This is a genomic window from Actinoallomurus vinaceus, assembly GCF_039542055.1.
Taxonomy (GTDB): domain Bacteria; phylum Actinomycetota; class Actinomycetes; order Streptosporangiales; family Streptosporangiaceae; genus Actinoallomurus; species Actinoallomurus vinaceus.
This window is the reverse complement of the sequence record NZ_BAABHK010000022.1, coordinates 99,087-125,110: the sequence shown is the minus strand read 5'-3', so window position 1 is coordinate 125,110 and position 26,024 is coordinate 99,087. Positions and strand designations below refer to the sequence as shown.

At 68.1% G+C, this 26,024-nt stretch carries 16 protein-coding genes; 7 read left to right on the top strand and 9 right to left on the bottom strand.

Annotated features, from left to right (window positions below; all coding sequences use genetic code 11):
* Positions 1 to 144: 144 nt before the first annotated feature.
* The 4 genes from ABEA24_RS47340 to ABEA24_RS47325 are packed head-to-tail and all read right to left on the bottom strand — an operon-like array spanning position 145 to position 5,114.
* On the bottom strand, positions 145 to 1,965 hold the full coding sequence (locus ABEA24_RS47340) for a glycoside hydrolase family 35 protein (protein WP_345441822.1): 1,821 nt from the start codon (positions 1,963 to 1,965) through the stop codon (positions 145 to 147).
* Positions 1,962 to 2,837: a carbohydrate ABC transporter permease gene (locus ABEA24_RS47335; protein WP_345441819.1), complete on the bottom strand. Its 876-nt coding sequence runs from the start codon at positions 2,835 to 2,837 to the stop codon at positions 1,962 to 1,964. The genes ABEA24_RS47340 and ABEA24_RS47335 overlap by 4 nt, the downstream gene beginning before the upstream one ends.
* The gene (locus ABEA24_RS47330; protein WP_345441816.1) at positions 2,834 to 3,796 is read right to left on the bottom strand and encodes a carbohydrate ABC transporter permease; all 963 of its coding nucleotides are present in this window, start codon (positions 3,794 to 3,796) and stop codon (positions 2,834 to 2,836) included. Before ABEA24_RS47330 ends, ABEA24_RS47335 begins: the two co-directional genes overlap by 4 nt.
* Positions 3,797 to 3,815: 19 nt before the next feature.
* Complete coding sequence (locus tag ABEA24_RS47325) at positions 3,816 to 5,114, bottom strand: ABC transporter substrate-binding protein (RefSeq protein ID WP_345441812.1); 1,299 nt, start codon at positions 5,112 to 5,114, stop codon at positions 3,816 to 3,818.
* A 218-nt stretch (positions 5,115 to 5,332) separates the two neighbouring features.
* On the opposite strand from ABEA24_RS47325, the gene ABEA24_RS47320 reads away from it, so the two are divergent.
* The 6 genes from ABEA24_RS47320 to ABEA24_RS47295 all read left to right on the top strand — a co-directional run bounded on the left by ABEA24_RS47320 (position 5,333) and on the right by ABEA24_RS47295 (position 15,066).
* Positions 5,333 to 6,394: a LacI family DNA-binding transcriptional regulator gene (locus ABEA24_RS47320; protein ID WP_345441809.1), complete on the top strand. Its 1,062-nt coding sequence runs from the start codon at positions 5,333 to 5,335 to the stop codon at positions 6,392 to 6,394.
* A gap of 398 nt (positions 6,395 to 6,792) precedes the next feature.
* Complete coding sequence (locus tag ABEA24_RS47315) at positions 6,793 to 7,503, top strand: CAP domain-containing protein (protein WP_345441806.1); 711 nt, start codon at positions 6,793 to 6,795, stop codon at positions 7,501 to 7,503.
* Between the two features lie 402 nt (positions 7,504 to 7,905).
* Positions 7,906 to 9,519, top strand: a complete 1,614-nt coding sequence (locus tag ABEA24_RS47310; RefSeq protein ID WP_345441803.1) for a glycoside hydrolase family 27 protein — start codon at positions 7,906 to 7,908, stop codon at positions 9,517 to 9,519.
* A gap of 115 nt (positions 9,520 to 9,634) precedes the next feature.
* Positions 9,635 to 12,061 carry a ricin-type beta-trefoil lectin domain protein gene (locus ABEA24_RS47305; protein ID WP_345441800.1) on the top strand — a complete coding sequence of 809 codons (2,427 nt, stop codon included), beginning with the start codon at positions 9,635 to 9,637 and terminating at the stop codon, positions 12,059 to 12,061.
* 417 nt (positions 12,062 to 12,478) lie between these two features.
* Positions 12,479 to 13,264, top strand: coding sequence for an alpha-L-fucosidase (locus ABEA24_RS47300; protein ID WP_345441797.1), 786 nt, complete (start codon positions 12,479 to 12,481; stop codon positions 13,262 to 13,264).
* Positions 13,255 to 15,066, top strand: a complete 1,812-nt coding sequence (locus tag ABEA24_RS47295; RefSeq protein ID WP_345441794.1) for an alpha-L-fucosidase — start codon at positions 13,255 to 13,257, stop codon at positions 15,064 to 15,066. Before ABEA24_RS47300 ends, ABEA24_RS47295 begins: the two co-directional genes overlap by 10 nt.
* Before the next feature lie 128 nt (positions 15,067 to 15,194).
* On the opposite strand, the gene ABEA24_RS47290 is transcribed toward ABEA24_RS47295, so the two are convergent.
* From ABEA24_RS47290 to ABEA24_RS47275, 4 genes are all read right to left on the bottom strand, one after another.
* A complete protein-coding gene (locus ABEA24_RS47290; protein ID WP_345441791.1) occupies positions 15,195 to 16,640 on the bottom strand; it encodes a sigma-70 family RNA polymerase sigma factor in 1,446 nt (481 codons plus the stop codon).
* A gap of 106 nt (positions 16,641 to 16,746) precedes the next feature.
* Positions 16,747 to 17,886, bottom strand: a complete 1,140-nt coding sequence (locus ABEA24_RS47285; RefSeq protein WP_345441788.1) for an RICIN domain-containing protein — start codon at positions 17,884 to 17,886, stop codon at positions 16,747 to 16,749.
* Positions 17,855 to 20,101 carry a family 20 glycosylhydrolase gene (locus tag ABEA24_RS47280; RefSeq protein WP_345441785.1) on the bottom strand — a complete coding sequence of 749 codons (2,247 nt, stop codon included), beginning with the start codon at positions 20,099 to 20,101 and terminating at the stop codon, positions 17,855 to 17,857. The genes ABEA24_RS47285 and ABEA24_RS47280 overlap by 32 nt, the downstream gene beginning before the upstream one ends.
* A gap of 83 nt (positions 20,102 to 20,184) precedes the next feature.
* Positions 20,185 to 21,141 (bottom strand): LysR family transcriptional regulator, encoded by a 957-nt coding sequence (locus ABEA24_RS47275; RefSeq protein WP_345441782.1) that lies wholly within the window; start codon positions 21,139 to 21,141, stop codon positions 20,185 to 20,187.
* 226 nt (positions 21,142 to 21,367) lie between these two features.
* Here ABEA24_RS47275 and ABEA24_RS47270 point away from each other — a divergent pair, with 226 nt between their 5' ends.
* Positions 21,368 to 23,656, top strand: coding sequence for a M9 family metallopeptidase (locus ABEA24_RS47270; protein WP_345441780.1), 2,289 nt, complete (start codon positions 21,368 to 21,370; stop codon positions 23,654 to 23,656).
* Positions 23,657 to 23,718: 62 nt separating this feature from the next.
* Here the strand turns inward: ABEA24_RS47270 and ABEA24_RS47265 are convergent, their stop codons facing one another.
* Positions 23,719 to 25,296 (bottom strand): sigma-70 family RNA polymerase sigma factor, encoded by a 1,578-nt coding sequence (locus ABEA24_RS47265; protein WP_345441778.1) that lies wholly within the window; start codon positions 25,294 to 25,296, stop codon positions 23,719 to 23,721.
* Positions 25,297 to 26,024 lie beyond the last annotated feature (728 nt).

The following is a 26,024-nucleotide window of genomic DNA, read 5'->3' as shown; positions in this document are numbered from 1 at the left end:
ATCCAGGCCGGCCGCCGGCACCTGCTCGTTGGTTTCTTCAGCGTCGGTCACAGTGATCCTTTCCGGCCAGAGCGTCAGCTCCAGCCTGCCGGATCACCAGCCCGCCCACGATCTTTCAGACAGTCCCCCGCGCCCACGGTACGGCTAGGAAAGGGTCTCGATGTATTCCTCGGTCTGCCCGAGTTCAGCCCTGTCACGCAGCTCGATGTGATCACCGAAGCGTTCGAGTTCGAGGACGGTGATTACGTTGGCGTCCGGCCGCATGAGCGGCGCGGGGAGGTAGAGCGTCACCTGTGGGCCGATCTCCCAGTACCGGCCGAGCAGGAAGCCGTTGATCCAGACGAAGCCTTTTCCGAAGCCCGGGAGTGCGAGGAACGTGTCGGCGACCTCGTCCACCGTGAACCGCGCGGTCGCGAAGCCAGGCAGGCCGGCCGACAGCGCGGTGGCGGACGCGACGCGGCGCACCTCATCCGGAGACCACTCGTCGAGCGGCAGTCCGTACATGGTCCAGCCGTGGACCAGGCGGCGTTCGATGTGCACCCCGCCGAGGATGCCCTTGCCCTGGCCGAGCAGCGGGCCGTAGTTGATCCGTCCCTGGTTCTCGACCAGGAGCTCGAGTCGTACGCGTTCGCCCGTGCCCTCGATGCCGAGGGAATCGATCTCCCGCTCGAGTATTCCGGCCGGTGTGCCGTCGACGAAGACCTGCGCACGGTCATGTAGCCCGCGGACCGTCAACTCCTGCGTGCCGCGGGGTGGCCGTGGATGCGCTCGGTACAGCACCAACCCGGACGCCTGCCCCAGCTCTTCGAAGCTGAGAGGGTGCGGCGAGTCGACGGCTTCGGAGATATCGGCGAGCGAGCTCAGCAGGTCGGTGCCGCGGATGATCGGCACGGAGCGCGGTGCCAGCAGCGGCGGCTCGGCGGGCAGCGGTCGGTACGCCGAACCCGTGCCCGCGTGCAACCGATCGCGGAGCGCGAAGAACTTCGGGGTCGGCGCCCCGTGCTCGGCGATGGGGGCGTCGGAGTCGTAGCTGGTCACGGTGGGCTGGATGGTGTGGCCGTCGTGGTTGGCGCCGGCCCAGAGGCCGAAGTTGGTGCCGCCGTGTGCCATGTACACGCTGACCGAGCCGTCGGCGTCCAGGATGTCGGCGAGCGTCGCAGCCGCGCTTCGCGGGGAGCGCACGTGGTGTCTTTCGCCCCAGTGGTCGAACCAGCCGTTCCAGAACTCCGCGCAGATGAACGGTTCCCCTTCGCGACGCGAGCGCAGCAGCGAGGCCGCCGCGGCCGCGTGGGAGCCGAACGTCGCGGCCGCGAGCTCATCGGGCAGAGTTCCGGCGTCGAGCATCGGGTCGGTCGCCCCGTCCGCCGTGTACAGCAACTCCGTGATTCCGCGTTCGACGAGCGCGTCGCGTACCCATCGAAGGTAGGCGTGGTCGTCGCCGTAGCTGCCGTACTCGTTCTCGATCTGCACGGCGACGATCGGGCCGCCGTGGCTCGCCTGCATTCCGGCGAGCCGGGGGATGAGCTCGTCGAACCAGCGGGCGACCTCATCCAGGAAAGGCCGGTGAGCCGAGCGCAGTCGCATGCCCGGTGTGCCGGTCAGCCAGGCGGGCAGGCCGCCGTTGTCCCACTCGGCGCAGATGTACGGGCCGGGGCGGACGATCGCGTCGAGGCCGGCTGCGGCGGCGAACTCCAGGAAGCCTTCGACATTCCGCCAGCCGTCGAAGCGGGTCCGCCCGCGGTGGCGCTCGTGGAAGTTCCACGGAATGTAGGTGTCGACCGTGTTGAGTCCCATGGCCGCGATGCGCTCCAGCCGGTCCGGCCACTGGGCGGGGTGGACTCGGAAGTAGTGGAGTGATCCGGCAAGTACGCGGTACGGCTGTCCGTGGCGGCGGAGTCGGCCATCGGGATAGGACAGGATCGCCCCCGACCGGCCCACAGGTTTCGTCGTGGGGGAGAGGGTCACTTGAGGGCTCCAGCGGTCATGCCGGCGCGCCAGAACCGCTGCAGTGCGAGGAAGGCGATGAGCAGCGGGACGACCGAGACGAACGATCCGATGACGACCAGTGGCGGTGGCACCGCCACGTGACTGGCGTTCCAGCCGACCAGCCCGACCGTGACGGGCTGTAGACGGTCGTCGCTGAGCACCATGGCGGGCAGCAGGTAGTTGTTCCAGATGTCGACGAACTGGAAGAGGAGGATCGTCACCAGGGCGGGGAGCATCATGCGCATGCCGAGGCTCCGGAAGATGCGGAACTCTCCCGCTCCGTCGAGCCGGCCGGCCTCGATGACTTCGTCCGGCACGGACTGCGTCGCGAAGACCCGTGAGAGGTAGACGCCGAAGGGGCTGACCACGCTGGGCAGCAGCACGGCGAGCGGGTTGTCGATCAGGTGGATGCCGGAGAACATCAGGTAGAGCGGCAAGGTGAAAAGGATCTTTGGTACCAGCACGGCGGCGAGTACCAGCCCGAAGAGGTGATCGCGCCCCTTGAACTCGTACTTGGCCAGCGCGTATCCGGCCATCGCGGACAGCAGCGTGCCCACCAGGGCGCCGATACCGCAGTACAGGACGCTGTTGAGCATCCACCGCCAGAAGATGCCGTTGTCCTGGGCGGTGAGCTTGCCGATGTTGCCGAAGAGCCCGAAGCCGCCGAACCAGAGCCCGTTACCGCTGAACTGCCGTCCGAACGGCTTGGTGGCGGCGACCAGCAGCCACCACAGGGGGAAGAGGAAGTAGACGGCGGAGACGGCCAGCGGCACCATCACGAGCGTGCGGCTCAGCGGGGTGGTGTCGCGCCGCGGCCGCATCGGGAACTGCCTGCCGGTGACCTCGCTCATGCCCGCTCACCCCGGCCGGTCAGCTTGAAGAACACGAACGACACCACGCCGACGAGCACCGCGAGGATGACCGACTGCGCGGCCGCGTACGGGTAGTTGCCGGCGTTGACGGCCGACTGCGCGGACATGATCGGTGTGAACGTCGACGAGACGGAGCCGCGGGAGACGGGTTGCAGGACGGTCGGCTCGTTGAACAGCTGCGCCGATCCGATGATGGAGAACACCGCGGTCAAGATGAGGGCGCCGCGTACGGCGGGGATCTTGATGTGCCAGGCGGTCCGGAACGCCGAGGCGCCGTCGATCCTGGCCGCCTCCAGGATCTCGGCGGGGATCGCCTGCAGGGCGGTGTAGATGATGATCATGTTGTAGCCGGTCCAGCTCCAGGTGACGATGTTGGCGACCGACCACAGGACGGTGCCCTCGTGGAAGTACGGCATCCGGATTCCGAGCGGTGCGAGCAGACGGTCGATCGGGCTGGACTGGGGTGAGTACATGAACGACCAGACGAGCGCGGCGCTCACGCCGGGGATCGCGTACGGCAGGAAGCTCGAGAGCCGGAAGAGTCCCTTGCCGCGGGCGGACCTGGAATCGATCAGCAGCGCGAGCCCGAGCGCGAACAGGAGCATCACCGGCACCTGAACGACGCCGAACAGCGCCACCCGTCCCAGTGACGCGGTGAAGTCCTTGTCGCTGAACGCCCGCGTGTAGTTGCCGATCGGATCGAAGACCTTCGTCGGCGCCGTCAGTCCAAGGGCGGACCGATGTACGACGGACAGGCTGCTGACGGCCGCGTAGCCGATCGGCGCGACGTACATCGCGGCGAAGAGCACCAGGAACGGGCCGAGGAACAGCAGCACCGTGCGCCGGCTCCCGGTGGTGCCGCGAACGCCGTCAACCGGCGTCGGGTGCTCCGCCACGGCGGCGACGCCTGCAGGGGTCGCGTCGGATGATCGCGGCACGTCGTACACGGTTCCGCGCTCACTGGGAGACACTCAGACCCTGCTTCTTCAGCTCGGCGACCGTTTTGTCCTGGGTGGTCTGAAGGGCGCCCCCGATGGTGCCCTTCCCCGCCCAGGCCTGGCCGAGCGCGTCGTCGAGATCGGCGGCGGTCTTCGTCATGATCGGACCCCAGGTCCAGTCCGTGCTGACCTTCGGCGCCGCCTTGGCGAAGACGTCGTAGATCTTCTGTCCGCCGAAGTACGGATCACCCGCGGTGAGCTGCGGAAGGTCGAGCAGCGACCTCGCTGCCGGGAAAAGACCGGCCTTGTCGGCCAGTCCGCCGAACGCCTTCCGGTCCGTGCTCATCCAGTGCGCGAACTCCCACGCCGCCTTCGGCGACTTACACCCCTTGAGCACCGCGGTCGCCGAGCCGCCCGCGTTGCCCACCTGGTCGGCGCCCGCGCTCCACTGCGGCATCGGGGCGACGGCCCACTGACCCGAGCCGTTCTTCACGCCGCCCTTGATGACGCCGGCCTGCCAGACGGCACCGACGACCGTGACGATGTCGCCGTTGCCGAGCCCGGTGAACCACGACTGGTCGTACATCGGAGCACTGCTGATCAGGCCGCCGCGCACCAGACCCTGCCAGTAGTCCGCGACCTTCCTGTTGGCGGCGGAGGCCAGGGTGACCTTCCAGGAGTCGCCGTCGACACCGAACCAGCCGGCGCCGGCCTGCCAGGCCAGGCCCGCGTAGTCGTAGTCCAGGAAGGGTGAGGAGATGAACTGGTGCGGATTGGACGCGTGGATCCTCCCGGCGTCGGCCTTGTACTCCTCCCAGGTGGCCGGTGGCTTCAGGCCCAGCTTGCCGAACACCTTCTTGTTGTAGAAGAGGGCCATCGGACCGGTGTCGACCGGAGCGCCATAGACCTTGTCCCCGAGGGAGACCGACTTCCAGGTCGCCGGCTGAAACTCGGCCTTGCTCGGATTCGCGTACCGTGCCACGTCCTGCAGGGCGCCCTGGGCGGCGAAGCTCGGAAGCGTCTCGTAGCCGACCTGAGCGAGGCACGGCGCGTTGCCGGCCTGCACGGCGCTCAGGATCTTCTGATAACCGCCCTTCGTCCCGGGCTGCACCGCCTGGTACTCCACCTGGACGTCGGTGTGGCTGCCGTTGAACGCCTTGACCGCGTCCGCGTATCCCGGTGCCCAGCCCCAGAATGTTATCGATGCCATCTTGTGTTCACGGCCGGCGTCCGATCCGTCTCCGGAACAGCCGGCGAGTGCGAGCCCGAACGCGAGGGAGCAGATGGCCCCTGCGGCGCGGATGATCGGCTTCCTCATCGGCACTCCTTTGGTCGGCAGTCGGGTCGAGGTCCGCTCGCCCCGTGGTCCGCTGCGGGCCGGCGTGTGCTCGGCGGGCCGGTCGGGGCGACGTCGGCGTTGCCGGGTGCTCGAACTATGACACAGGATGTTATCGATGCCAATACTCGGTTAACGTGACTCGTCGACGCCCATGCGAACACGGGGATCGTGGTGATGTGAGCGGTATCATTCGAGCGATGCAGGCAGGGGAAGGGGCCCGGATGAAGGAGCGGACGCGCGAGGCCGCCGGACGGCCACCGGCGATGGCCGACGTGGCCCGGGTCGCGGGGACGTCCGTCCAGACCGTGTCGCGAGCCCTGTCCGGTCATCCGAGTGTCCGGGAGAAGACGCGCGCGAAGGTCCTGGCCGCCGTCGACCAACTGGGCTACCGCAAGAACAACGCCGCGCGGATGCTCCGGTCCGGCCACAGCCGGACGATCGGCCTCGTCACGCTGCAGACCAACTTCTACTCGCGCATCGCCGTCACGTCCGGCATCGAAGACGCGGCACACGAGGCCGGGTACGCGGTCACCGCCGCCACGACCAAGTCTCTCGACACCTCCGCCATCGAGGGTGCCCTGGCGCGGCTGGCCGATCACGGTGTCGAGGGTGTCATCCTCGCCGTCCCGCTCATCCATGTGAGCGAGCGGATCGAGGACCTCACCCGCTCGATCCCCACCATCACCATCGACGGATCCCGCACCGACGCGACCGAGGTCGTGGCCGTCGACCAGGCCATGGCGGCACGCCTGGCGACCCGGCACCTGCTCGAGCTGGGACACGGAACGGTCTGGCACATCGCGGGCCCCAGCGAGTGGCTGGACGCCTCCAGCCGGTCCACGGGCTGGCGCCTCACCCTCGAAGAGGAAGGCCGGACGCCGCCGCCGGAGTTGAAGGGCGACTGGTCGCCCGCGTCCGGTTACGCGAACGGCCTGGTCCTGGGCCGGATTCCGGACGTCACGGCGGTCTTTGTCGCCAGCGACGAGATGGCCTTCGGCCTGATCCGGGCCCTGCACGAGCTCGGCAAGCGGGTGCCCGAGGACATCTCCGTCGTCGGCGTCGACGACATCGCGCTGGCCGAGTACTGCTCGCCGTCGCTGACCACCGTCGCCCAGCCGTTCGCCGAGACGGGAGCACTCGCCGTCGCGCATCTGCTGCGCCAGATCGCCGACGCCGACGCCGCGCCCGAACCCGCGTCCGTCGAACCGAGACTGATCGTGCGCGCCAGCACCGCACCCGCCAGGGCAAGCGGCGGCTGATTCAGCTGCCGGCAAGGCTCGGTACGCCGGGCCTCGACGCTGTCCGTCCGGGTGGGAGAACCCCGCCACGGCCGTGCCGGGAACGGAACCGTGACGGGATCCCGCAGGCCGCCGAGGTCGTTGATGACCCGCGGCCGCGTCTCCTGCACCAGGTCGTCGACGCCGGCGCATCACATCCGCCCGTCGTCCGACGCGACTGCCACCGTGGAGTGGCTTTTTCAGTAGCGAGTCGGGATTTTTCGTAATTCAGGGGCGATCGCCAGGTCTTCCTTGTGTCGGACCAGACACAGCAGACCCATGAAGGGCGAACCCAGGTGAACGACAAGTCAGAGACTTTCTGGGATAAGCCGGACCCGGCGCGTTCGACGACCGTGCGTCGTCGGCGGCGCCGCTTTCCTATGCGCCGATGGGCGACCATCGGGGTCGCGAGTACGGTCGGGCTCGGCGCCGTGGTCGGCGTCGCGTACGCGGCGACCGGTGGCTCGGGAGGCTCCCGCAACCCGGCCGAAGCCCGGCCGGCGGACTCCGGTGCGACGACCTCGCCGGAGTCCGTTCCCGCCCCCGACAACCCGAAGCCGACGAAGCGAAAATCCCACCGGACGACCCACAAGCCGGCTCCGCGCCCATCGCACAAGAAGACCCACAAGCCCACTCCGACCGAGACTCGGCGCGTGCCCGCGCCCCCACCGGTGGCCGGAGGGCCGACCGGCAAGGCCGCCCAGTACGCCGCCCAGGTCCTCAGCATCACCAACTCCGAGCGCGCCAAGCACGGGTGCGGCGCGTTGACGATCAACGCCAGGTTGGCGAGAGCGGCGCAGGGGCACTCCGCCGACATGGTCGCCCGTCACTTCTTCGACCACACCAACCCGGACGGCAAGGGCCCTGGCGAGCGGCTCGCCGCCGTTGGATACGCATCGGGGGCCTGGGGCGAGAACATCGCCGCCGGTCAGCAGACTCCGGCGGCGGTGATGAACTCCTGGATGAACAGCCCGGGACACCGGGCCAACATTCTCAACTGCGGCTTCCACGCGATCGGCATCGGCGTCGCGTTCGGCTCGGGCACGCCGTACGGGACGTACTGGACGCAGGACTTCGGCTCGGAGCGCTAGGCGGCCGGGGGCTGTCCCGCTCGGACGCGGCGTGTGTGCCTGCGCGGGGGCGCAGGCACACACGCCGCGTCGCCGTACCGATTGACGGCTGCTTGTTATCGATAACCAGCGGAATATACAGTGAAACCTTGGGCCTAGTGTTATCGATGCCATCTGATTACAGTCGCTCTCACATCGCCTGAGGAAGCTGCTGGGTGAAGCCATGAGATCGCTGCTGATCACCTCGCCGGACTTCTCCGCTGGTGCCGGGGTCGTGTGCCGCGACCCGGGCCTCCTCAGGCCCGTCGTCACGGTCGTCCGTCCCCGCACCCCGCTCCCCGCCAAGGAGCCACCTCTGCGTGGCTGTCACACCCTGACGCCGCATCCCGTTCCCCGCCCCTGGCCAAACGCAAGGAGTCTTCGATGCGGAGATCTCTCACCCTGGCTACCGCAGTGCTCACCGCTGCCGCAGGAGCCGTCATCGGTATCGGCCGACCGGCCGCCGCCGGCATCCCTGACGATCCCCTGACCGGTGTTCTGCCCACCCCACCGCTCACGGTCGGCTATCTCGACTACTGCAATCAGACGCAAGCCGACACGATGAGCCAGGTCGACCAGGCCGTCGCGCTCGGGCTCAAGGACGCCGGCTGGAAGTACATCGGCATCGACGACTGCTGGACCACCAAGACGCGTGACGCGGGCGGCAACCTCGTCACCGACCCCGTCAAGTACCCGCGTGGCATGAAGTGGCTCGCCGACTACGTGCACAGCAAGGGGATGAAGCTCGCGTCCTACCTCGACGCCGGCACGTCCACCTGCCAGGGCTATCCCGGCAGCCGCGGGCACTGGCAGCAGGACATGAAGCTGCTCGCCTCGTACGGCATCGACTACGTCAAGATCGACTACTGCGCCGGCTATTCCGATCCCGCTCAGGTGCGAGGCGACTATCAGGGCGCCTACACCGCGATGCTGAACTCGGGGCGGAGGATGGCGATCAGCATCTCCGCGCCGGCGTACGCCGGAGCCGGAAGCTCCGCCTTCAACGCCGAGATGAGCTGGGTCGGCGACCTGGGCAACACCTGGCGGGTCGGCGGGGACGTCGCCGCGGACTTCTCCTCCTGGCTGCAGGAGTACGACATCACCCGCAACCTCGCCGGCTATGCCGCACCAGGGCGGTTCAACGACCCCGACCGTCTCATCATCACCGAGGGAAAGAGCGCCAAGACCACCCCCGTCGAGTGGCGCTCGCAGATGAGCGTCTGGGCGGCCACCGCCGCACCCATGTACGTCGGCGGCGACCTGCGCGACAGCCTCCCGCAGACCGACGGTGAGGTCGCCACGCTGAAGAACACCGACGTCCTCGCGGTGGACGAGGACCCGCTCGCGAGCCAGGGCCGGGTCGTCTCCACCCAAGGCGACGTCGACGTGATCAGCAAACCGTTGGCGAACGGCGACCGGGCGCTCGTCTTCTTCAACAAGGGAACCGGATCGGCCTCGGCGAGCGTCTCCTCGACCACCGCCGGCTTCCCCGCCGGAGGCACCTACGCGGTAAAGGACCTGTGGTCCAAGAACACCTCGACCAGCGGCGGCACCTTCTCCTCCGGCGCGATACCGGGACATGGTGCGGTGATGTGGCGTGTCACGCCGCGGCAGAACATCCGTGCCGGGGGCACCGAACTCACCGGGGCTGAGAGCGGGCGATGCCTCGACGACCCCGGCTCCGCCACCGCCAACGGCACCCGGCTCGTCATCTACGACTGCGACGGCGGGCTGAACCAGACCTGGACGATCACGCCCACAGGTCCCGTCACGCTGCGCCTGGCCGGCCTGACCAAGTGCCTCGACAGCGACGGCGGCCATGCGGTCATCAACGACTGCAACGGCTCCGCCGGTCAGAACTGGACCTGGAATCGCAACGGCACGCTCGCCTCGAACGGCAACTGCCTCGACGTCGGAGACCACAAGACCACGAACCTGTCCGCGGTGCTGGTCTGGTCCTGCAACGCCGGGCTGAACCAGCGCTGGTCCCGCGAATGACCCCCGAACGCCGGCCGTCAGCGGGAGCTCCGGAGGCGGATCACGACCCCGCTGACGGCCGGACCAGAACGCTCGGATGAGCGATGCGAGATCCCGAGAGCCCCAAGGAGACGACATGACCTGGGCATCACGGTGGAGAACCCCCCTCCTGACAGTGCTGACTCTGCTGGCGGGCGTATTGGTCGGTGCGGCCGCGCCCTCTCCCGCGCACGCCGCGGCCACGACGTCGATCACCGTCGACGGCAGAGCACCGGGACCGGCGTTCGACGGTGTCGGCGCGATCAGCGGCGGCGGCGGAAACTCCCGGCTCCTGGCCGACTATCCCGAGCCGCAGCGCAGCCGGCTGCTGGACTACCTGTTCAAACCCGGCTACGGTGCCGCACTGCAGACCCTCAAGATCGAGATCGGCGGCGACACCAACTCGACCGACGGCGCCGAGGCCAGCCACGAACACACCCGGGGCGCCGTCGACTGCGACCAGGGCTATGAGTGGTGGCTGGCCGAGCAGGCCAAGGCCCACAACCCCGACATCAAGCTGTACGGTCTGGCCTGGGGCGCTCCCGGGTGGATCGGCGGCGGCAACTTCTGGTCCCAGGACATGATCGATTACCTGATGTCCTGGCTGGGCTGCGCCAAGAAGCACAACCTGGGCATCGACTACCTCGGCGGCTGGAACGAACGGGACTGGAACGCCGGCTGGTACAAGAACCTCAAGTCCACGCTCGTCGCCAAGGGCTACGGCTCGATCAAGGTCGTCGCCGCCGACAGTGGCTGGAACGTCGCCGACGCGATGACGAGCGACCCGGCTTTCAAGAACGCCGTCGACATCGTCGGTGTCCACTACCCGTGCGGCTACAACTCCGCGTTCACCTCCTGCTCCAGCACCCCCACCGCGCGGAGCCTGGGCAAACCGCTGTGGGCCAGTGAGAACGGCTCCGAGGATCTCGACGGCTCCCCGGGGCTCGACAGCGGCAGGGGCGCCCCGGCGGTCGCGCGCGCGATCAACCGCGACTACATCGACGGACAGATGACGTCCTACATCAACTGGCCGGTCATCGCGGCGCTGTACCCGAACCTGTACTTCCAGACCGACGGGCTGTCGCTGGCGAACCAGCCCTGGTCCGGTCACTACCGCATCGGCAAGACGACCTGGGTCACCGCGCACACCACCCAGTTCACCCACCCGGGCTGGCGCTACGTCGATTCCGCGAAGGGATACCTCGGCGGCGACCGCGCCAACGGCAGCTACGTGACCCTGAAGCCGGCGAACAACTCCGACTACACCACCGTCATCGAGACGGTGGACGCGACGGCCGACCAGACCGCCACGTTCACGGTCACCGGCGGCCTGCCCGCCGGTCAGGTTCACGTCTGGTCGACGAACCTGACGTCGGACAACTCCGCCGACTGGTTCGCCCACACCCAAGACGTGACACCGTCCGGTGGCAAGTACACCCTGACGCTCCACCCAGGTCACGTCTACACGGTCACGACCACCGCAGGTGGAGGCAAGGGCACCGCGACGCCCCCGCCTTCCAAGTCCTTGGCCCTGCCCTACGCCGACAACTTCGACACCCCGGCCGGCACCACGTCGCCGAAGTACTTCGCCGACATGAACGGCGCCTTCCAGACCGTGCCCTGCGGCGGCGGCCGTACCGGAAAGTGCCTGCGCCAGATGGCACCGACCCGGCCGATCCACTGGACCGATGAGAAGTCGCCCAACCCGTACACCATCATGGGCGACCAGACCTGGAGCAACTACACGGTCACCGTCGACGCGCTCCTGGAGCCGTCCAGCACCGTCGACGTCCTCGGCCGGGTCGGCCAGCAGGGCAGGAACAACAACGGGCTGAACGCCTACCACCTGCTCGTCGGCGACAGCGGTGCGTGGTCCATCCAGAAGAGCGACACCAACTGGAACTGGACGACGCTCCCTGGTGCGAGCGGGAAGACGGCCAAGCCGCTGGGCGCCGGCACCTGGCACCGGATCTCGCTCACGATGCAGGGCTCGAAACTCTCGGCGAGCATCGACGGCACGAAGGTCGGCGAGGCGACCGACGCGTCGTTCGGCAGCGGTCAGGCGGGCCTGGGCGTGACCGACTACAAGACCGTCCAGTTCGACGACTTCGCCGTCAGCCCGGGCACGGCCACGCCATCGGTCTCCGGCCCGGTCACCTCGGGAATCGCCGGCAAGTGCCTCGACGATGACCGGAACGCCGGCGACAACGGCACCCACGCGCAACTGTGGGACTGCAACCGCACCGACGCCCAGGTCTGGGCGTGGGCGGGCGGCACGCTCACCCACAACGGCAAGTGCCTGGACGTCGCGGGTGAAGGGGTGGCCAACGGGACCCTGGTCCAGCTGTGGGACTGCAACGGCGGAGCCCACCAGCAGTGGTCACCGCAGCCGGACGGGACCTTGAAGAACGTTCTGTCCGGACGCTGCCTGGACGACCCGGAGTGGAAGACCGTCAACGGCACACAGCTCGACGTCTGGGACTGCAACGGCGGAGCCAACCAGCAATGGAGGCTACCGAGCTGACGTCCGTCCCCGGCCGCGGGCAGACGAGCGGCCCGCGGCTGGGGACGCGAAATCCACACGAAGATCGGATCTCTTGCGCGAGAACTAATTAAAGATCGGGTCGCCTTGAGGCCGTCTCGCATCCGCTTTCCCTGATTGATGCGCAGATCGAGGCGGCCCGATGAAGCATGCCCGCAATTCGTGCTAATGGTGCGCCGATGTGTGCCGACAAATACATCGGATGAATGTATTGACGCTTCTCGCAATGCGGACGTAACGTGCTCGCAGCGTTGAGATCCCCGATGGGGTGAACCGCCATTGTCGACGCGCTGGCCGTACGCGACGGCCAGATGGCCGCCGCAGCAGCGGTGCACGTATTCGGGCTCGAGCAGTGGTCGAAGAACGAGCTCGATTCCGGCGAATGACGTGGAGGCGAGAATGCACGAATCCATCAATCGCCGCAGCGTGCTGACCGGCATGGCGGCCATCACGGTCGCCGCAGTCGTCAGGCCGGGTGCGCCGCTCGCGGCCAAGGCCGCCCCCACCGCGCCACTGCCCATTCTTCCGCTGCGCATTCCCCAGGTCGATCAAGGCCTGGAGCAGCAGCCGGATGACAAGATCGCTTGGCTGCAGGACGCCAAGCTCGGCATGTTCATCCACTGGGGTGTCTACTCCGGCCCCGCCAAGGGCGAGTGGTACATGCACAACGCGGCCATCACGCCGGCGAACTACAGCAGGTTCGTCACGGATGCCACGAGCGAACAGTTCACCGCCGATCAGTACGACCGGGCCGCCTGGGCGCAGCTCGCGAAGGACTTCGGGGCCAGGTACACCGTGCTGACCACCCGGCACCACGACGGTTTCGCGCTGTGGCCCGCCGGCCGGCCCAACGCCTTCAACGCGGGCCAGGCGCCGCTGCGGCGTGACTTCGTCAAGGACTACGTGGCGGCGGTACACCCCGCCGGTCGGCGACGCGCGCGTGACCCGCGTCCACGACGTCGCCGCGGGCACCCGCGTCACCGTCACCGGCCTTCCCTCCGGCGCGTGGGCCTCCATCCGCAGCCTCGAGATCTACGACCGACCCTTCACCACCAGCCTGGCCATCCCCGCCTGACCGCTGTTCAGGGGCCGTCGCCACCGCACGACCGGCTTCACTCCGGCCGATCATGCGGCCGTACGGCCATGCCCACCCCCTCACAGAACAGGAGCGGTTCATGTCCATGACGCACCTCAGGAGTCTCGCCCTGTCCGGCGTCCTGCTGGCAGCCACATGCCTGGCCGTCACACCAGGGACGGCGTCCGCCGCAGCGGCGGCCTCCGGCCCCGGCACGAACTACGCGTTCGACGATCCGTTCACCTCCGCCCGTACGGCGTGGTGGCGGGACGCCAGATTCGGGATGTTCATTCACTTCGGCGACTACTCCAACTGGGAGGGCGAGTACACCCGGCCCGATGGCACCGTCTGCCGGGACGCCGAGTGGATCAAGCGCAACTGCAACATCCCGATGGCCGAGTACGAGCAGAAGGCCGCGACGTTCAACCCGAAGGACTTCGACGCCAAGGCCGTCGTCGCGGCGGCCAAGAGCGCTGGAATGCGCTACATCGTCATCACGTCCAAGCACCACGACGGGTACGCGATGTGGCCGACCAAGCAGAACACCTGGAACCTGCGCGACCACTCTTCCTTCGACAAGAATCGGGACATCCTCGCCGAACTGAAGAAGGCCGCCGACGCGGCGGGGATCAAGCTGGGCCTGTACTACTCCATCTGGGACTGGCACGACCCGGACTTCGCCAGTGACTTCCCCAAGTACAAGCAGCGGATGTACGCCCAGCTCAAGGAGCTGGTCGACAACTACCATCCGGCGCTGCTGTGGTTCGACGGCGACTGGAACACCGACAACCCCACCAACAACTGGAGTCCGAGGGACGGGGAGGACCTGGAGTCGTACCTGCGTGGCCTGGACCGCAATCTGGTCATCAACAACCGGGTCGGCAAGCGGCGGGTCACCGACGGCGACTACGGCACGCCCGAGCAGGAGATCCCCGCGGCGCCCGTCGACGGGCAGCTCTGGGAGAGCTGCATGACCATCAACGACCACTGGGGTTACGCACGCTACGACGACAACTGGAAGTCCGGGCCGACGCTCGTCCACAACCTGCTCACGACCTCCAGCCGCAGCGGCAACTACCTGCTCAACATCGGCCCGGACAGCCTCGGCCGGGTGCCCGCCGAAGCCGCCCAGCGGCTCAAGGCGATCGGGGACTGGTCCGGAACGGCCGGGCAGGGCGCCGCCATCTACCGGGCGGGCTACCCCGGAGTGGTCACCGAACCCGGCTGGGGGACGGTCAGCCGGTCCGGCAACGACCTGTACGCCTCGGTCTCCCAGTGGCCCGGCGCCGGCAAACCGCTGCATCTGACCGCCACGGTCCCGTTCACCGTCACCGGCGCGGCGGTGCTCGGCAGCGGCCAGCAGGTCACCGTGACCAAGGCCGGTGACGGATACGACATCACCCCGTCCGGGAACGCCACCAACCCGTCCGCCACCGTGATCAAACTATCGATCGCTCCCCAGAGCCCGGCGGCGCCGGGCAGCGGGACCGGGCTGAAGGCCGAGATCTTCGACAACGACCAGCTGTCCGGCACCCCCAAGATCACGCGCACCGACCCGTCGATCAATTACACCTGGCGGTTCCTCGGTTCCCCGGCTCCGAGCATCCCCAGCGACCATTTCGGCACTCGGTGGACCGGCTGGATCCAACCGCGGCACAGCGAGACCTACCAGGTCACCACCGTCTCCGACGACACCGTCCAGGTCTGGATCGACGGCAAGCTCATCGTCAGCGACACGACTCCGCACGGGCCTCAGGTCGACAAGGGCAGCATCACCCTGCAGGCCGGCCGGAAGTACTCCATCAGGGTCGAGCACACCGAGCAGACCGGCGAGGCCTACATGAAGCTGCTGTGGTCGAGCCCGAACACCCCACAGCAGATCGTCCCGACGCAGCAGCTCTACACCCCATGAGCGCAAGCCACCGGGCTTAGCGTGTGTCCGTGCCGCGACCGCGGCACGGACACACGGCCGTCCAGGGCACGGGAACGGCCGCACGGGCCGCGCGGGCCGCGGTGAACGGACGGGCGAGCGGGCGCTGCTCAGCCGAGCGTGAAGCGCTGTTCTCCGTCGTTGGTGTAGGCCATATAAAGAACAAACGTGGTTGGATCGTGGGTCTTCGGGTCAACATTGCCGACGCCCATGGACCCCTTCGTCTCGTCGTTGACCAGACGGGTGATCTTGTCGGAGAAGGTCGTGGAGGACCAGGTTCCGGCCGTGGCGCACGGGGCGGTCCGGACCGCCCAGACTCCGGTGCCGTTGAATCTCTCGAGGTTGTAGTGCTCGCCTGCGGACAGGCACCGCCCGCTAACTCTGTTCACCAGCCGGAAGTGGTCGCCACCGTCGCGTTTCCAGGCCGTTCGTCGATCGTCGCACGGCAGCGCCACGACCGCGTTTCCCTTGACGCCGACGCAGGCCCCGATGAAAGCCGCCTTGATCCGGGTGCCGGCGACCGGTCCTGGTGTCAGCGCCTTCGATGCCTCTGCCGGTGGCGGGGCGAGCGGCACGGTCGCCCGTGGCCGCGGGGCCGAGGGCGATGATGCCGAAGGCGGGCGGGTCGCCTCGCGCATCGGTCCGTGCCACACCGCGAGGCCCACGGCCACCGCCACGGTGAGGCCGCCGGCCGCGACTCCGCCGATGCCCTTGGCTCCGATGCCCTTGACGCTCAGTCCCTTGGCGGTGGTGCCCGCGGTCTTCGCGCTCGCGGCCGTGACGGTGGCACCCGACGCGCTGTGGACGCCGAGGGCGGCACCCTGCTTGGCGAGGGGCACCAGGAGGGCGAAGGGGATGGCGGCGCGGAGGGTCGTGTTGAGGTCGAGGAGGTCGGCGTGGGCGCGGGAGCAGCGGGGGCAGGAGTCGAGGTGCTGCCGCAGAGCGTGCGGGAGGCGGTTGCCGGGTTTGCGGACGGCGGTGGCGATGCGGTCGGCGAAGCCGTGGCACTCGGGCGAGGTGACGGTGGTCAGATGCGCCTTCAGGTAGGCGCGGCGGAGTCCCTCACGGGCGCGGAAGGCCAGGACGTTGACGTTGTTGCGGGTGGTGCCGAGGACGCCGGCCACCTGGTCGGGAGACTCCTCCTCGATGACGGTGTGCCACAGGACGGTCTTCCAGCGTTCGGGCAGCGACTCGTACGCCTGGACGGCCAGTTCCCTGGTGCCGTTCTCCGGGTCGGCCTCAGGCTCGGCGGGCACGTCGGCGAACTCCGGGGTGAGGACGTGCCGTTGTTCACTGCGCGCCCAGTTCGAAGCCGTATTCCGGACGACGGCATAGAGGTATGGACGCCATGTACCGGACGGTCCGCCTGTGCCCGAGCGGACCGTCTTGAGGGTGCGGGCGAACGCCTCACTGGCCAGATCCTCGGCCGTCTGCTGGTCGCGCGACAACCGCACGGCGAAGGAGAGCACGGCGCCGTGGTGGCGCCGGTACAGTTCCTCGGCCGCGCGGTCGTCGCCGTCCCGGACGCGCCGGGTCAGCTCCGCGTCCTCGATCATCCGGTCATTCTGCCAACTAATCCAGAATTATTAGGTTTTGCCCGGATAGTGACCTGTCGGATGGACGGAGGTCGGTATCCGGATTGAGATCGCGAGCTTGCCCGGGCTACGCCTGGGTCCCCTTCTTGGCGGCGATAACGTCGATCACGAACGTGGTGCCGTCGCCGCGCACGATGGGAGTCCCATTGCGCGTCGCCCCGCCCTGCGCTGAGAGATGCGCGCCGTAGAGTCCGCCGGTGCGGTTCCAGAAATTGGTCCCGTTATCAGGCACCCACTGCTGTGACCGCTTGTGCGCCACGCACCGCGCGGTCACGACGGGAGCGGTCGTGGCTTTCGGGGTGGTGGCCATCTGCAGGCAGCGCCCGGTCTTGAGGTTCCGTAGCGTCGTGTACCCCTGCCGGTCGATCCGCCGCTGCCAGGTCTGCTGTGGCACCGCCCGGCAGGACCGCAGGACGACCGCGGCCTTACCACCGTCCAGGCACTCCGACGTCTTGTCGACGCGCATCCGGAAGCTCACCGGCTTGCTCGGCTGATTGGTGATCAGATACGGGCTGAAGGCGACGTTCCAGATCTTGGGCAGTGGCGGCTTTCCCGTCAGCGGTTTGGGCTCGTAGTAGCGGAAGTCGTCGGTACGGCAGGAGTCGAGGAAGTAGTTGGAGGCGGCGTCGGTGGTGCACTCCGGCCGCTTGCCCCAGCCCCGGCACATGGGATCGTTGCCGTTCCCCGCATTGGTGCCCTCGTCGTTGCAGTGCGACAGGCCGAAGGTATGGCCGAACTCGTGAGTGAGCCCCGCTTCGCCCCAGCACCACCGCGGCAGGATCACGAAGCCGCTGCTGATCCCGGAGTTCGCGCCGCCGCCGACGCAATTGCTGGTGATCTCGTTGTCGCCGACCATGTACAGCGCCTTGACCCGGTTCGCCTTCCACAGCTTCTGCACGAGGGCGGGCTGGCGGGCGATCTGCTTGCCGAACTCGCCGCCCATCTCCGCCTGGTTCCGGCCCTTGGCGAAGGCGAGATCGGCGACCAGCGGTCTGCAGGAAGCGTCCTGCACGTACCGGATCCGCCTTGATATCCCGAACCGCCGTGCGCTGGCGTCGTAGGTCTGGTCGGTCTCCCACATCGCCTGGCGGATCATCGCTGCGGACGTGCGGTAGGCGTCCTTGCCGGGCTGGTGCACGTAGATGGCCAGCGTCCAGCCCTTGTTCGGCGCGTCCTTATGGTCGCAGGCGAACGTCCCCGTGCTCACCGGCGCGGCCACCGCAGCGCTCGGTTGCCTGCCCGGATCCTTCCCCCTGGCCACCGCCGCGGTCGGTTGCGCGCTTCCACCCTGGTTCACGGCAACGGCCACGCCCGCGGCCAGCGCCAAGACCGCCGCGAACCCCAGCAGAATCATATGAATCGATCTCATCGTTCTCCTCTCTTGTCAGAGAGGAGTGGGCGGGAACCTGGCGCTTACGCGCCTTCGCGAGATTCCTTGTGTTCGCCCCTGCTTGACAAGGCCCCCAGCCTCGGTGCGGTGCCGTGGAAGGCTCACGGGTTTCCTGAGGGATCCCCGGACAGTCCCGTTCCCAGAGCGAGTAGCCCCAGCCGGTGCCGCGCTGTGTGCCGTAGACGCGGAGGTAGCGGCCCGTTCCGGTGAACCCGGTGAGGGTCTGGGTGCCTCCGGTGCCCGTCGTGGTGGAGTAGATCGTGGTCCAGGTCTTGGCGTCCGGTGACATCTGGATCTGGTACGCCTTGCCGTAGGCGGTCTCCCAGGCCAGGACGACGCGGTTGATGGTCTGGGTCGAGCCCAGGTCCACCTGGATCCACGTGGGGTCCGCGTACTGGCTGGACCATCGCGTGCCCAGGTCGCCGTCGGTGGCGTAGGCCGCTGGGAAGTCGGGTGTCTCGGTGCTGGAGGCGGTGGTGGGCTTGCCCTGGGCGAGGTCGCCGGGGATGCGCGTGCCCGGCCACAGCGGGTTGCGGCCGATCGCGTCCATGATCGGTATGAACGCGGCGTAGGTCGAGACCGGTTTGGGGGAGCCCCACGTCATCTGTGCCAGGTCGCGCAACGGGTACTTGATGCCCGCGGCGGTCTGGTCCAGTGTCTCGGCGGCGGGGTTGTCGCACCAGACGTGGATCAGGGAGCCGAGGTTCTTCGACGCGTCGTTGACAGTGTTGCTGCGTTCGAACAGGTCGGGATTCCAGGATTCGTACATCCACGTCGTGTCGGGCTTCGCGCCGCCGTAGACGTAGTAGGTCGGCGTCCAGGACTCGTTGGCGACCGGGTGCCCGGCGTCGATGAGCTGCTGCGGTGTGAGGCCGCTGTTGGTCCAGTATTCGACGATGATGTTGGAGGCCGGCTTGATGGTGCCGTCTCCGGTCTTGATGCCGTCGTTCCACATCCGTGTGGTCGTGCCGGCGGCGCGGACGATGTCGTTGGTCCAGTTGATGAAGCCGTAGTAGGTGTCCTTGGCCGTGGCGTTCGGTCCGTAGTTGGCGCGTGCGTAGCTGAGCAGCTGCGGGTAGGCGCTGTAGTCGGTGACGTACTCATCAGCGCCCAGATGCCAGTACCTGCTCGAGGTGAACAGCGGCAGGTACTCCTTGATCAGGTCGCTGATCAGGGTACGGGCCGCCGGGATGGACAGGTCGACGAAGGAGTCGCTGGCCTTGCCGGAGCTGTCCTTGAGCCGGTAGTCCTTTCCGATGGACAGCTCGCCCTTGAGGATCGCGTCCATGTGCCCGGGCATGTCGATCTCCGGGACGACCGTGACGTGGTAGGCGTTTCCCAGCGCGATGATGTCCGCGATGTCCTGCTTGGAATAGTGCTGCGGTGAGGTGATCTCGGGGTGGTTACTGCTCTCCAGCCGGAATCCGAAGGTGTCCGACAGGTGCAGGTGGAGGTAGTTCATCTTCAGGTAGGACATGTCGCGGATCTGGTTCTCGACCCAGTCGACGGGTAAGAACCTGCGTCCGGTGTCGATCATCAGCCCGCGCTCGGCCTTGACCGGCGAGTCCTGCGCCGTTCCGGCCGGGATCGTCGGGTTTTGATGCAGGAGCTGCAGGACCGTGCGGGTGCCCCAGAACTCGCCGGTCGAGGTGCCGCCCTGGATCGTGATGCTCGATCCGACGGTCATGGTGTAGCCCTCCGCCGGTAGCCCCGTCCCGCCCAGGGTCAGGGCGATGTCCCCGGCGGCGGGGCTGCCTTGAACGACGCCGACGGTGCGGCCTTCGAGCGCGGACAGATCGGCGGCGAAGGTCTTGACGTCGCCGGTGAGCTGCGCGGCGTACGCCGGGTCGACGACGACGCGGCTTTGCGCGCCGAAGCTGAAGCCACCGCTGCCGGCCGTCCACGTGCGCAGCGCGGGAACGGTTTGCGGGGTGCTCGGGGCGGACGCCGCCGGAGCCGCCGACTCGAGAACGGAGATCGGGGGGAGTGCGGCAAGGAGGACGGTGACGATGAGGGGTCTGAGGGATCGCATTGGCCATCCTGGTTTCGGGGGAAACGACACCGGCTCGACACATGGGAGACCTCGCTAGAGGTCGGGGATTACCGATAAATCAGTCACATAGCGGGATGGACCTCCGGGTGGTCGTTCCACCAGCGGTGGAAGATCGGGTTGTCGGTCACGTGATCCAGATACGCGGCGGCGAACCTGCCGTACAGCGTCCGGCCTTCATCGCCGGTGAATCGGTCCTGGCGCCAGGCGACGACCAGCCGGCCGACCTGTGGCTCGCCGGCGAGGGGACGTACGACCGTGCCGGACTGCGCGGGCCAGGTGGGGTCGACGAGCCGTACTCCATGGCCACCGGCGATCAGTGACCGCGCCGCGCCGCTGGGAGCCTCGTGGCGCACCCGCGGTTCGAACCCGGCCCTCCGGCAGGCGGTACGCAGCGCGGCCAGGGAGCCGTCGTCGGCTCCCGGCGGGCTGATCCAGGACTCTCCGGCCAGATCCTCGAGCCGGACCTGCTCCTGGCCGGCCAGGGCGTGACCGGCCGACAGCGCGATGAATATCGGATATCTCGGGACAAGCGTGCGGCTGGCGATCGGCGGGCTCAGCGGTACGTCGAAACCCTCGATCATCCCCAACAGCGCCACGTCGAGCCGGCCGTGCGCGAGGGACTCGGCCAGCATGACCGCCGAGGGTTCGATGGACAACGAGATCTCGCGTCCGGGCAGCGCTTCGCTCACCCGCTCGATGACACTCGCGACACAGGCCAGGTGCACACAGCCCAGTCGCACGGCGCCGGCGGGATCGCTGGGCACCCGAAGGTCGCCGAAGAGCGCGTCGACCTCTGACAGCACGATCCGCGCCCGGTCGATGACCCGCCGCCCGAGGGCGGTCGGCCGCACTCCGGTACGGCTGCGGACGAACAGCGCGCCGCCCACGAGGTCCTCGATCTGGTGCAACTGGTTGCTCATGGCGGGCTGAGTAAGCCCCATCCGGGCCGCGGCGCGCGTCACGCTGCCCGTCTCCGCTATCACGCAGAGGACGCGGAGATGCCGAATATCGAGCCCCATAGCCGAATTTTATGGCGACGCTGAATGACTGTCAGTGCTATTTCACTGTCAGACTCCGCCTTAAATCCCGCCCTATCCCCGGAAAGAAAACGCCCGGGAACCGTCCGTTGCCGACCGCGCGCGGTACGCGAACGGACTCGATCGCGTTCGCCCACTCACCGAAACCCCGACCTCACGTCCGGTCACGCGCCCGGTGTGGCCTTGGATCCCCCGCAGGAGGTTGTACGTGAGAATCACACCCTTCCCCCGCAGACCACGGAGAGGCCTGCCGACGCTGCTCGCGGTTCTGACGGGACTGGCGCTGGCGCTCCAGCCGATCGCGGTCCCGTCCGCGACCTCGGCGCCGAGACCCCCGAAGACCCGGGCCGTCGCGGGCTCCTCCGCCGACGACGGATCGGCGCACGTCCAGAGGCGTCCCCTCGCCGTCGAGGACCGTCCGCCGTCGCGCGCGTCAAAGGACGAACTGCGGCGCGACTACGACGACCCCCGGCCCGTGCCGTCCCGGCCACGGCCCTCCATGGCCCGGAAATCGGCGAAACGCGCCGTGACGTGCGACCCACACGACTTCACCACCCGCACCGGAAGTGATCTCGTACGGCAGATCAAGGCGTCCACCACCGATTGCGTCAACACGCTGTTCGGTCTCACGGGGAATGACGCCTATAACGCGTTCCGTGAAGCGCAGATGGTCAGCGTCGCGTACGCGCTGCGCGACAACGCTGTGAATTATCCCGGCGATGACAGCACCAGCACCGCTCAGATCGTGCTCTACCTGCGCGCCGGTTATTACGTGCAGTGGAACAACGCGTCGACGGTGGGTTCCTACGGTCCGCAGCTCAAGACCGCGATCGAGGCCGGCCTCGACTCCTTCTTCGGCAACTCCCGTTCCTCGACGGTCAGCGACGAGAACGGTGAGATCCTCGCCGAGTCGGTCACGCTGATCGACAGCGCCCAGGAGAACGACCGCTACCTTTCCGTCGTCAAGCGGATGCTGACCGGCTACGACGGTTCGTACGACGCGCACTGGTGGATGGTCGACGCGGTCAACAACGTCTACACCATCCTCTTCCGCGGCCACCAGATGCCGGCGTTCGTCGCCGCCGTCGAGGCCGATCCCAGCGTCCTCGACACGCTCCACTCCTTCGCGATCGACCACCTGAACCTGCTCGGCACCGACCGCCGCTACCTGACCTCCAACGCCGGCCGGGAACTCGCCCGGTTCCTGCAGGACTCGACCCTGCAGGCGAAGATCCGCCCGATGGCCGAGGACCTGCTCGCGCGCAGCTCGATGACCGGCACGACCGCACCGCTGTGGGTGGGCGTCGCCGAGATGACCGACGCCTACGACAAGGCGCAGTGCTCCTACTACGGAACCTGCGATCTGCAGAAGCGTCTCGCCGCCGCCGTGCTGACCGTCGACTACACGTGCAGTCCGAGCATCAGGTTCCGCGCCCAGCAGATGACCTCGGCCGAGCTGGCCGACAGTTGCCGCAGCCTGACCGGCCAGGACGCGTACTTCCACAATCTGGTGGGCGACGGGAACCGGCCGGTCCAGGGGGACCACAACAACACCATCGAGGTCTGCGTCTTCGACTCCAGCACCGACTACCAGACCTACGCCGGTGTGATCTTCGGCATCGACACGAACAACGGCGGCATGTACCTCGAGGGAGATCCGTCCAACGCGGCGAACCAGGCGCGATTCGTCGCCTACGAGGCCGAATGGAAGCGGCCCGCCTTCGAGATCTGGAACCTCAACCATGAGTACACCCACTACCTCGACGGACGGTTCGACATGTACGGCGACTTCGCCGCCGGCACCTCCACTCCGACCATCTGGTGGATCGAGGGCCTGGCGGAGTACGTGTCGTACTCCTACCGCGAGGTCACCGACGATCAGGCCGTGACCGAGGCGGGCAAGCGCACCTACGCGCTCAGCACCCTGTGGAACACCACCTACACCGACGACACGACACGCATCTACCCGTGGGGCAATCTGGCCGTGCGGTACATGTTCGAGCGGCACCCGTCCGACCTGACCACCCTGCTCGGCTACTTCCGCACCGGTGACTGGAACACCGCCCGCGGATTCGTGACCGGCACGATCGGCAACCGATACGACGGAGACTGGTGGACCTGGCTGGCGGCGTGCGCGGCGGGTGCCTGCGCCGGTGGCGGACAGGACACCGAATGCACCTCCGGTGACACCCGCGAACTGGGCAAGGACTGCCGGCGCGGCGACCTGTCGGCGAAAGCCGGCGACTACGCCTACCTCTACATCGACATCCCGGCCGGCACGCACACGCTGACCATCACCTCATCGGGCGGCACCGGCGACGCCGACCTGTACTACAACCCCACCGGCTGGGCCACCACGTCGGCGTACAGCCGGCGGTCCGCCACGCCCGGCAACGACGAGACCCTGACCATCACCGACCCACCCTCCGGCTACAACTACATCAGCTTGTACGCGAACCAGGCCTTCGGCCGGGTCGCCGTCCAGACCCGGTACTGACCCGTCATCCGTCCTCGGAGCCCCGGGCGGAAGCCCGTGGCTCCGAGGGCCGTCAGGCCGCATCACTGCGGTGTCGCGAAGTCCTGCGTCCACCAGGGGCCGCCGCTGCCGTACGCGACGCCGACGCCGATGTCCCTGTATCCGCAGTTGAGGATGTTGGCCCGGTGGCCGGGACTGTTCATCCAGCTGTTCATCACGTCCGCCGGCGTCTGCTGGCCGGCGGCGATGTTCTCCGCCCATCCGCTCCATCGATAGCCCGCTGCCGTGATGCGGTCGCCTGGGCCCTTGCCGTCGGGATTGGTGTGGTCGAAGAAGTGGCGGGTGGCCATGTCGTCAGAGTGTTTCTGCGCCGCGGAGTGGAGTCTGCCGTCGACGTGCAGCGGACCGCAGCCGTTCTTGGCCCGCTGCGTGTTCACGAGGCTGACGACCTGCTGCTCGATGCCGCCCGGTGAGGCGCTCGCGGGAGGCGTGACCGGGCGGCGGGTGTGGCCGGCCGGCCGGTGAGTGCGTGTGACCGAGCCTTGGACCGTCGACGGCGCGCGATGCCGGCGTGCCGGAGCGGACGTCCTGGTCATGGTGGTCGGTATTGCCGTGACGGTCGGCCTGCTCATGGTGGCCGGCCTGGCCGCGTCCGGCTTCGCCGCCGTTTCGAGATCCAGTGAGTGAGGGATCGACCAGATGAGGAACGCGGCGATCGCCGCCGCAGCCGTTCCGGCGATCGCCGTCGGTGCCCGACCGGATCCGAGGCGCCGCATCCGTCGATGCCTCCCGGCGGCGGTGTGCGTGCCGGTGTGGCGGGACCCGGAGCCTGCCTGGAGTGACGCCGAGCCGGCGTGGGCGTGGAGCGACGCGGACCCGAAATGGGGAAGCGCGGAGCCGGTGTGCAGGGGTGGTGGCACCAAGGCCAGGCCCGAGAGCAGCACTTCAGCGGGTACGAGACCCTTCCGGTGTTCTGAACAGGTCCGGCAGTCTCTGATGTGCCGCGCGATCCGCTTACGCCAGACGGACGTGGGGTGGCCGTCCCACCCGGCGATCAGCTCGGACAGTCCCGCGCACCGTGGCTCCGCGCCCAGCGCCCGGACGATGGTGCGCCCGGAGTCCAGTCGTTCCTTCATCCGCTGGACCCGTACGGCGACGTGCCTCGCCTCGGATCCCAGCGCCGCGGCCAACTCCGATCGGCTGAGTTGTCCCGCCGCCTCCAGCCACCACAGCGCGAGCAGTTCGCGGTCGTCCGGGTCCAGCCATCGCGTCGCCTCCGCGATCTCCCGGCGCTGCCCGGACAGGCCCAGCCGCAGGATGGTCAGCTCGACGAAGTCGGCGGCGGGATCGGGCACGTCGTACCCGGCCTCGAGGTCGACGACGGGCCGCTTCTGGTTCGCCGACCAGCGCCGCCGTACCTCGTTCATGGCGACGGTCACCAGCCAGGACCGGAACCGTGACGGATCCCGCAGGCCCCCGAGGCCGTTCATGACCCGCAGCAGCGTCTCCTGCACCAGGTCATCGACGTCGGCGTGGCCGCCGAGGGCCCGGCCGATGATGTTGTAGACGAGCGGCAGGCAAGCGGAGGCCAGCCGTTCCCGGGCTTCCCGGTCGCCGGCCTGCGCCGCCGCGACCAACTCCTCGCTGACGTCCGCGGGCATCCGTCCTCCTCACGGGCCGATCCGTTCGACCTCTTCCTGGAAGACCTCGCTTCGCGCCGCCGATTACACGAAATCCGGGGCCATTTGTGGCTATCTGCGGACGCGCGGCCGGAAGCGACCGTTGTCCGCGGATCGGGGCCGCCGACCTCGCCCTGTCGTCCGCGATGCGATGCCGCAGGTCGTCGACGGTCCTGGACGGTGATCGAGCGTCAGATCCGGGGCGTACGGCGCCGGCGAGCGCTGCCGAGCGGGCGGTGTCCGCAGGCCACCGGGGTGCGACCGGATGCGATGCGCGGCTCGCGGCGAAAGCTCGGCCGAGGTCGCCCAGTTCCTGTTATCCGCCGCCGCGAGCGGGGTCTTCACAGTGTCGGAAATTTCCCGAGAGGCGGGCAACGGTGAGGCCGAGACAAGTGGCCAGTGCAGTTAGGGCTGTCGGCCGGGCCGTGCACGTCCATCACGACGCGGTAGTCGGCCAGGCCGCCGTACGGCGCGGCCGCCTGGTTCCGGTGAAGGAAGCGGGTCGGCCTACCGCACGAAAGGCGGCCATCGAATAAACCACTGAAGATCTTTTGCTTGTTTTGGCTGGTCAGATAGCTGATCAGTTTTAGTGCACCGTCATTGTTCTCGATGTTCTCGAACGAGCAATGCGGTGGTGGATTTAACGGCACTCGACTGATTGCCAGAGCTCGCTTTCGCATGCCCTAAAACAGTTTGTCCTCTCCGTGGAA

What these genes read in the sequence shown, in the direction of transcription:
- ABEA24_RS47335 (WP_345441819.1), bottom strand. Translation starts at nt 2,837, where the DNA reads ATGAGCGAGGTCACCGGCAGGCAGTTCCCGATGCGGCCGCGGCGCGAC.
- ABEA24_RS47325 (WP_345441812.1), bottom strand. Translation starts at nt 5,114, where the DNA reads ATGAGGAAGCCGATCATCCGCGCCGCAGGGGCCATCTGCTCCCTCGCG.
- ABEA24_RS47320 (WP_345441809.1), top strand. Translation starts at nt 5,333, where the DNA reads ATGCAGGCAGGGGAAGGGGCCCGGATGAAGGAGCGGACGCGCGAGGCC.
- ABEA24_RS47315 (WP_345441806.1), top strand. Translation starts at nt 6,793, where the DNA reads ATGCGCCGATGGGCGACCATCGGGGTCGCGAGTACGGTCGGGCTCGGC.
- ABEA24_RS47310 (WP_345441803.1), top strand. Translation starts at nt 7,906, where the DNA reads ATGCGGAGATCTCTCACCCTGGCTACCGCAGTGCTCACCGCTGCCGCA.
- ABEA24_RS47305 (WP_345441800.1), top strand. Translation starts at nt 9,635, where the DNA reads ATGACCTGGGCATCACGGTGGAGAACCCCCCTCCTGACAGTGCTGACT.
- ABEA24_RS47300 (WP_345441797.1), top strand. Translation starts at nt 12,479, where the DNA reads ATGCACGAATCCATCAATCGCCGCAGCGTGCTGACCGGCATGGCGGCC.
- ABEA24_RS47295 (WP_345441794.1), top strand. Translation starts at nt 13,255, where the DNA reads ATGTCCATGACGCACCTCAGGAGTCTCGCCCTGTCCGGCGTCCTGCTG.
- ABEA24_RS47290 (WP_345441791.1), bottom strand. Translation starts at nt 16,640, where the DNA reads ATGATCGAGGACGCGGAGCTGACCCGGCGCGTCCGGGACGGCGACGAC.
- ABEA24_RS47280 (WP_345441785.1), bottom strand. Translation starts at nt 20,101, where the DNA reads ATGCGATCCCTCAGACCCCTCATCGTCACCGTCCTCCTTGCCGCACTC.
- ABEA24_RS47275 (WP_345441782.1), bottom strand. Translation starts at nt 21,141, where the DNA reads ATGGGGCTCGATATTCGGCATCTCCGCGTCCTCTGCGTGATAGCGGAG.
- ABEA24_RS47265 (WP_345441778.1), bottom strand. Translation starts at nt 25,296, where the DNA reads ATGCCCGCGGACGTCAGCGAGGAGTTGGTCGCGGCGGCGCAGGCCGGC.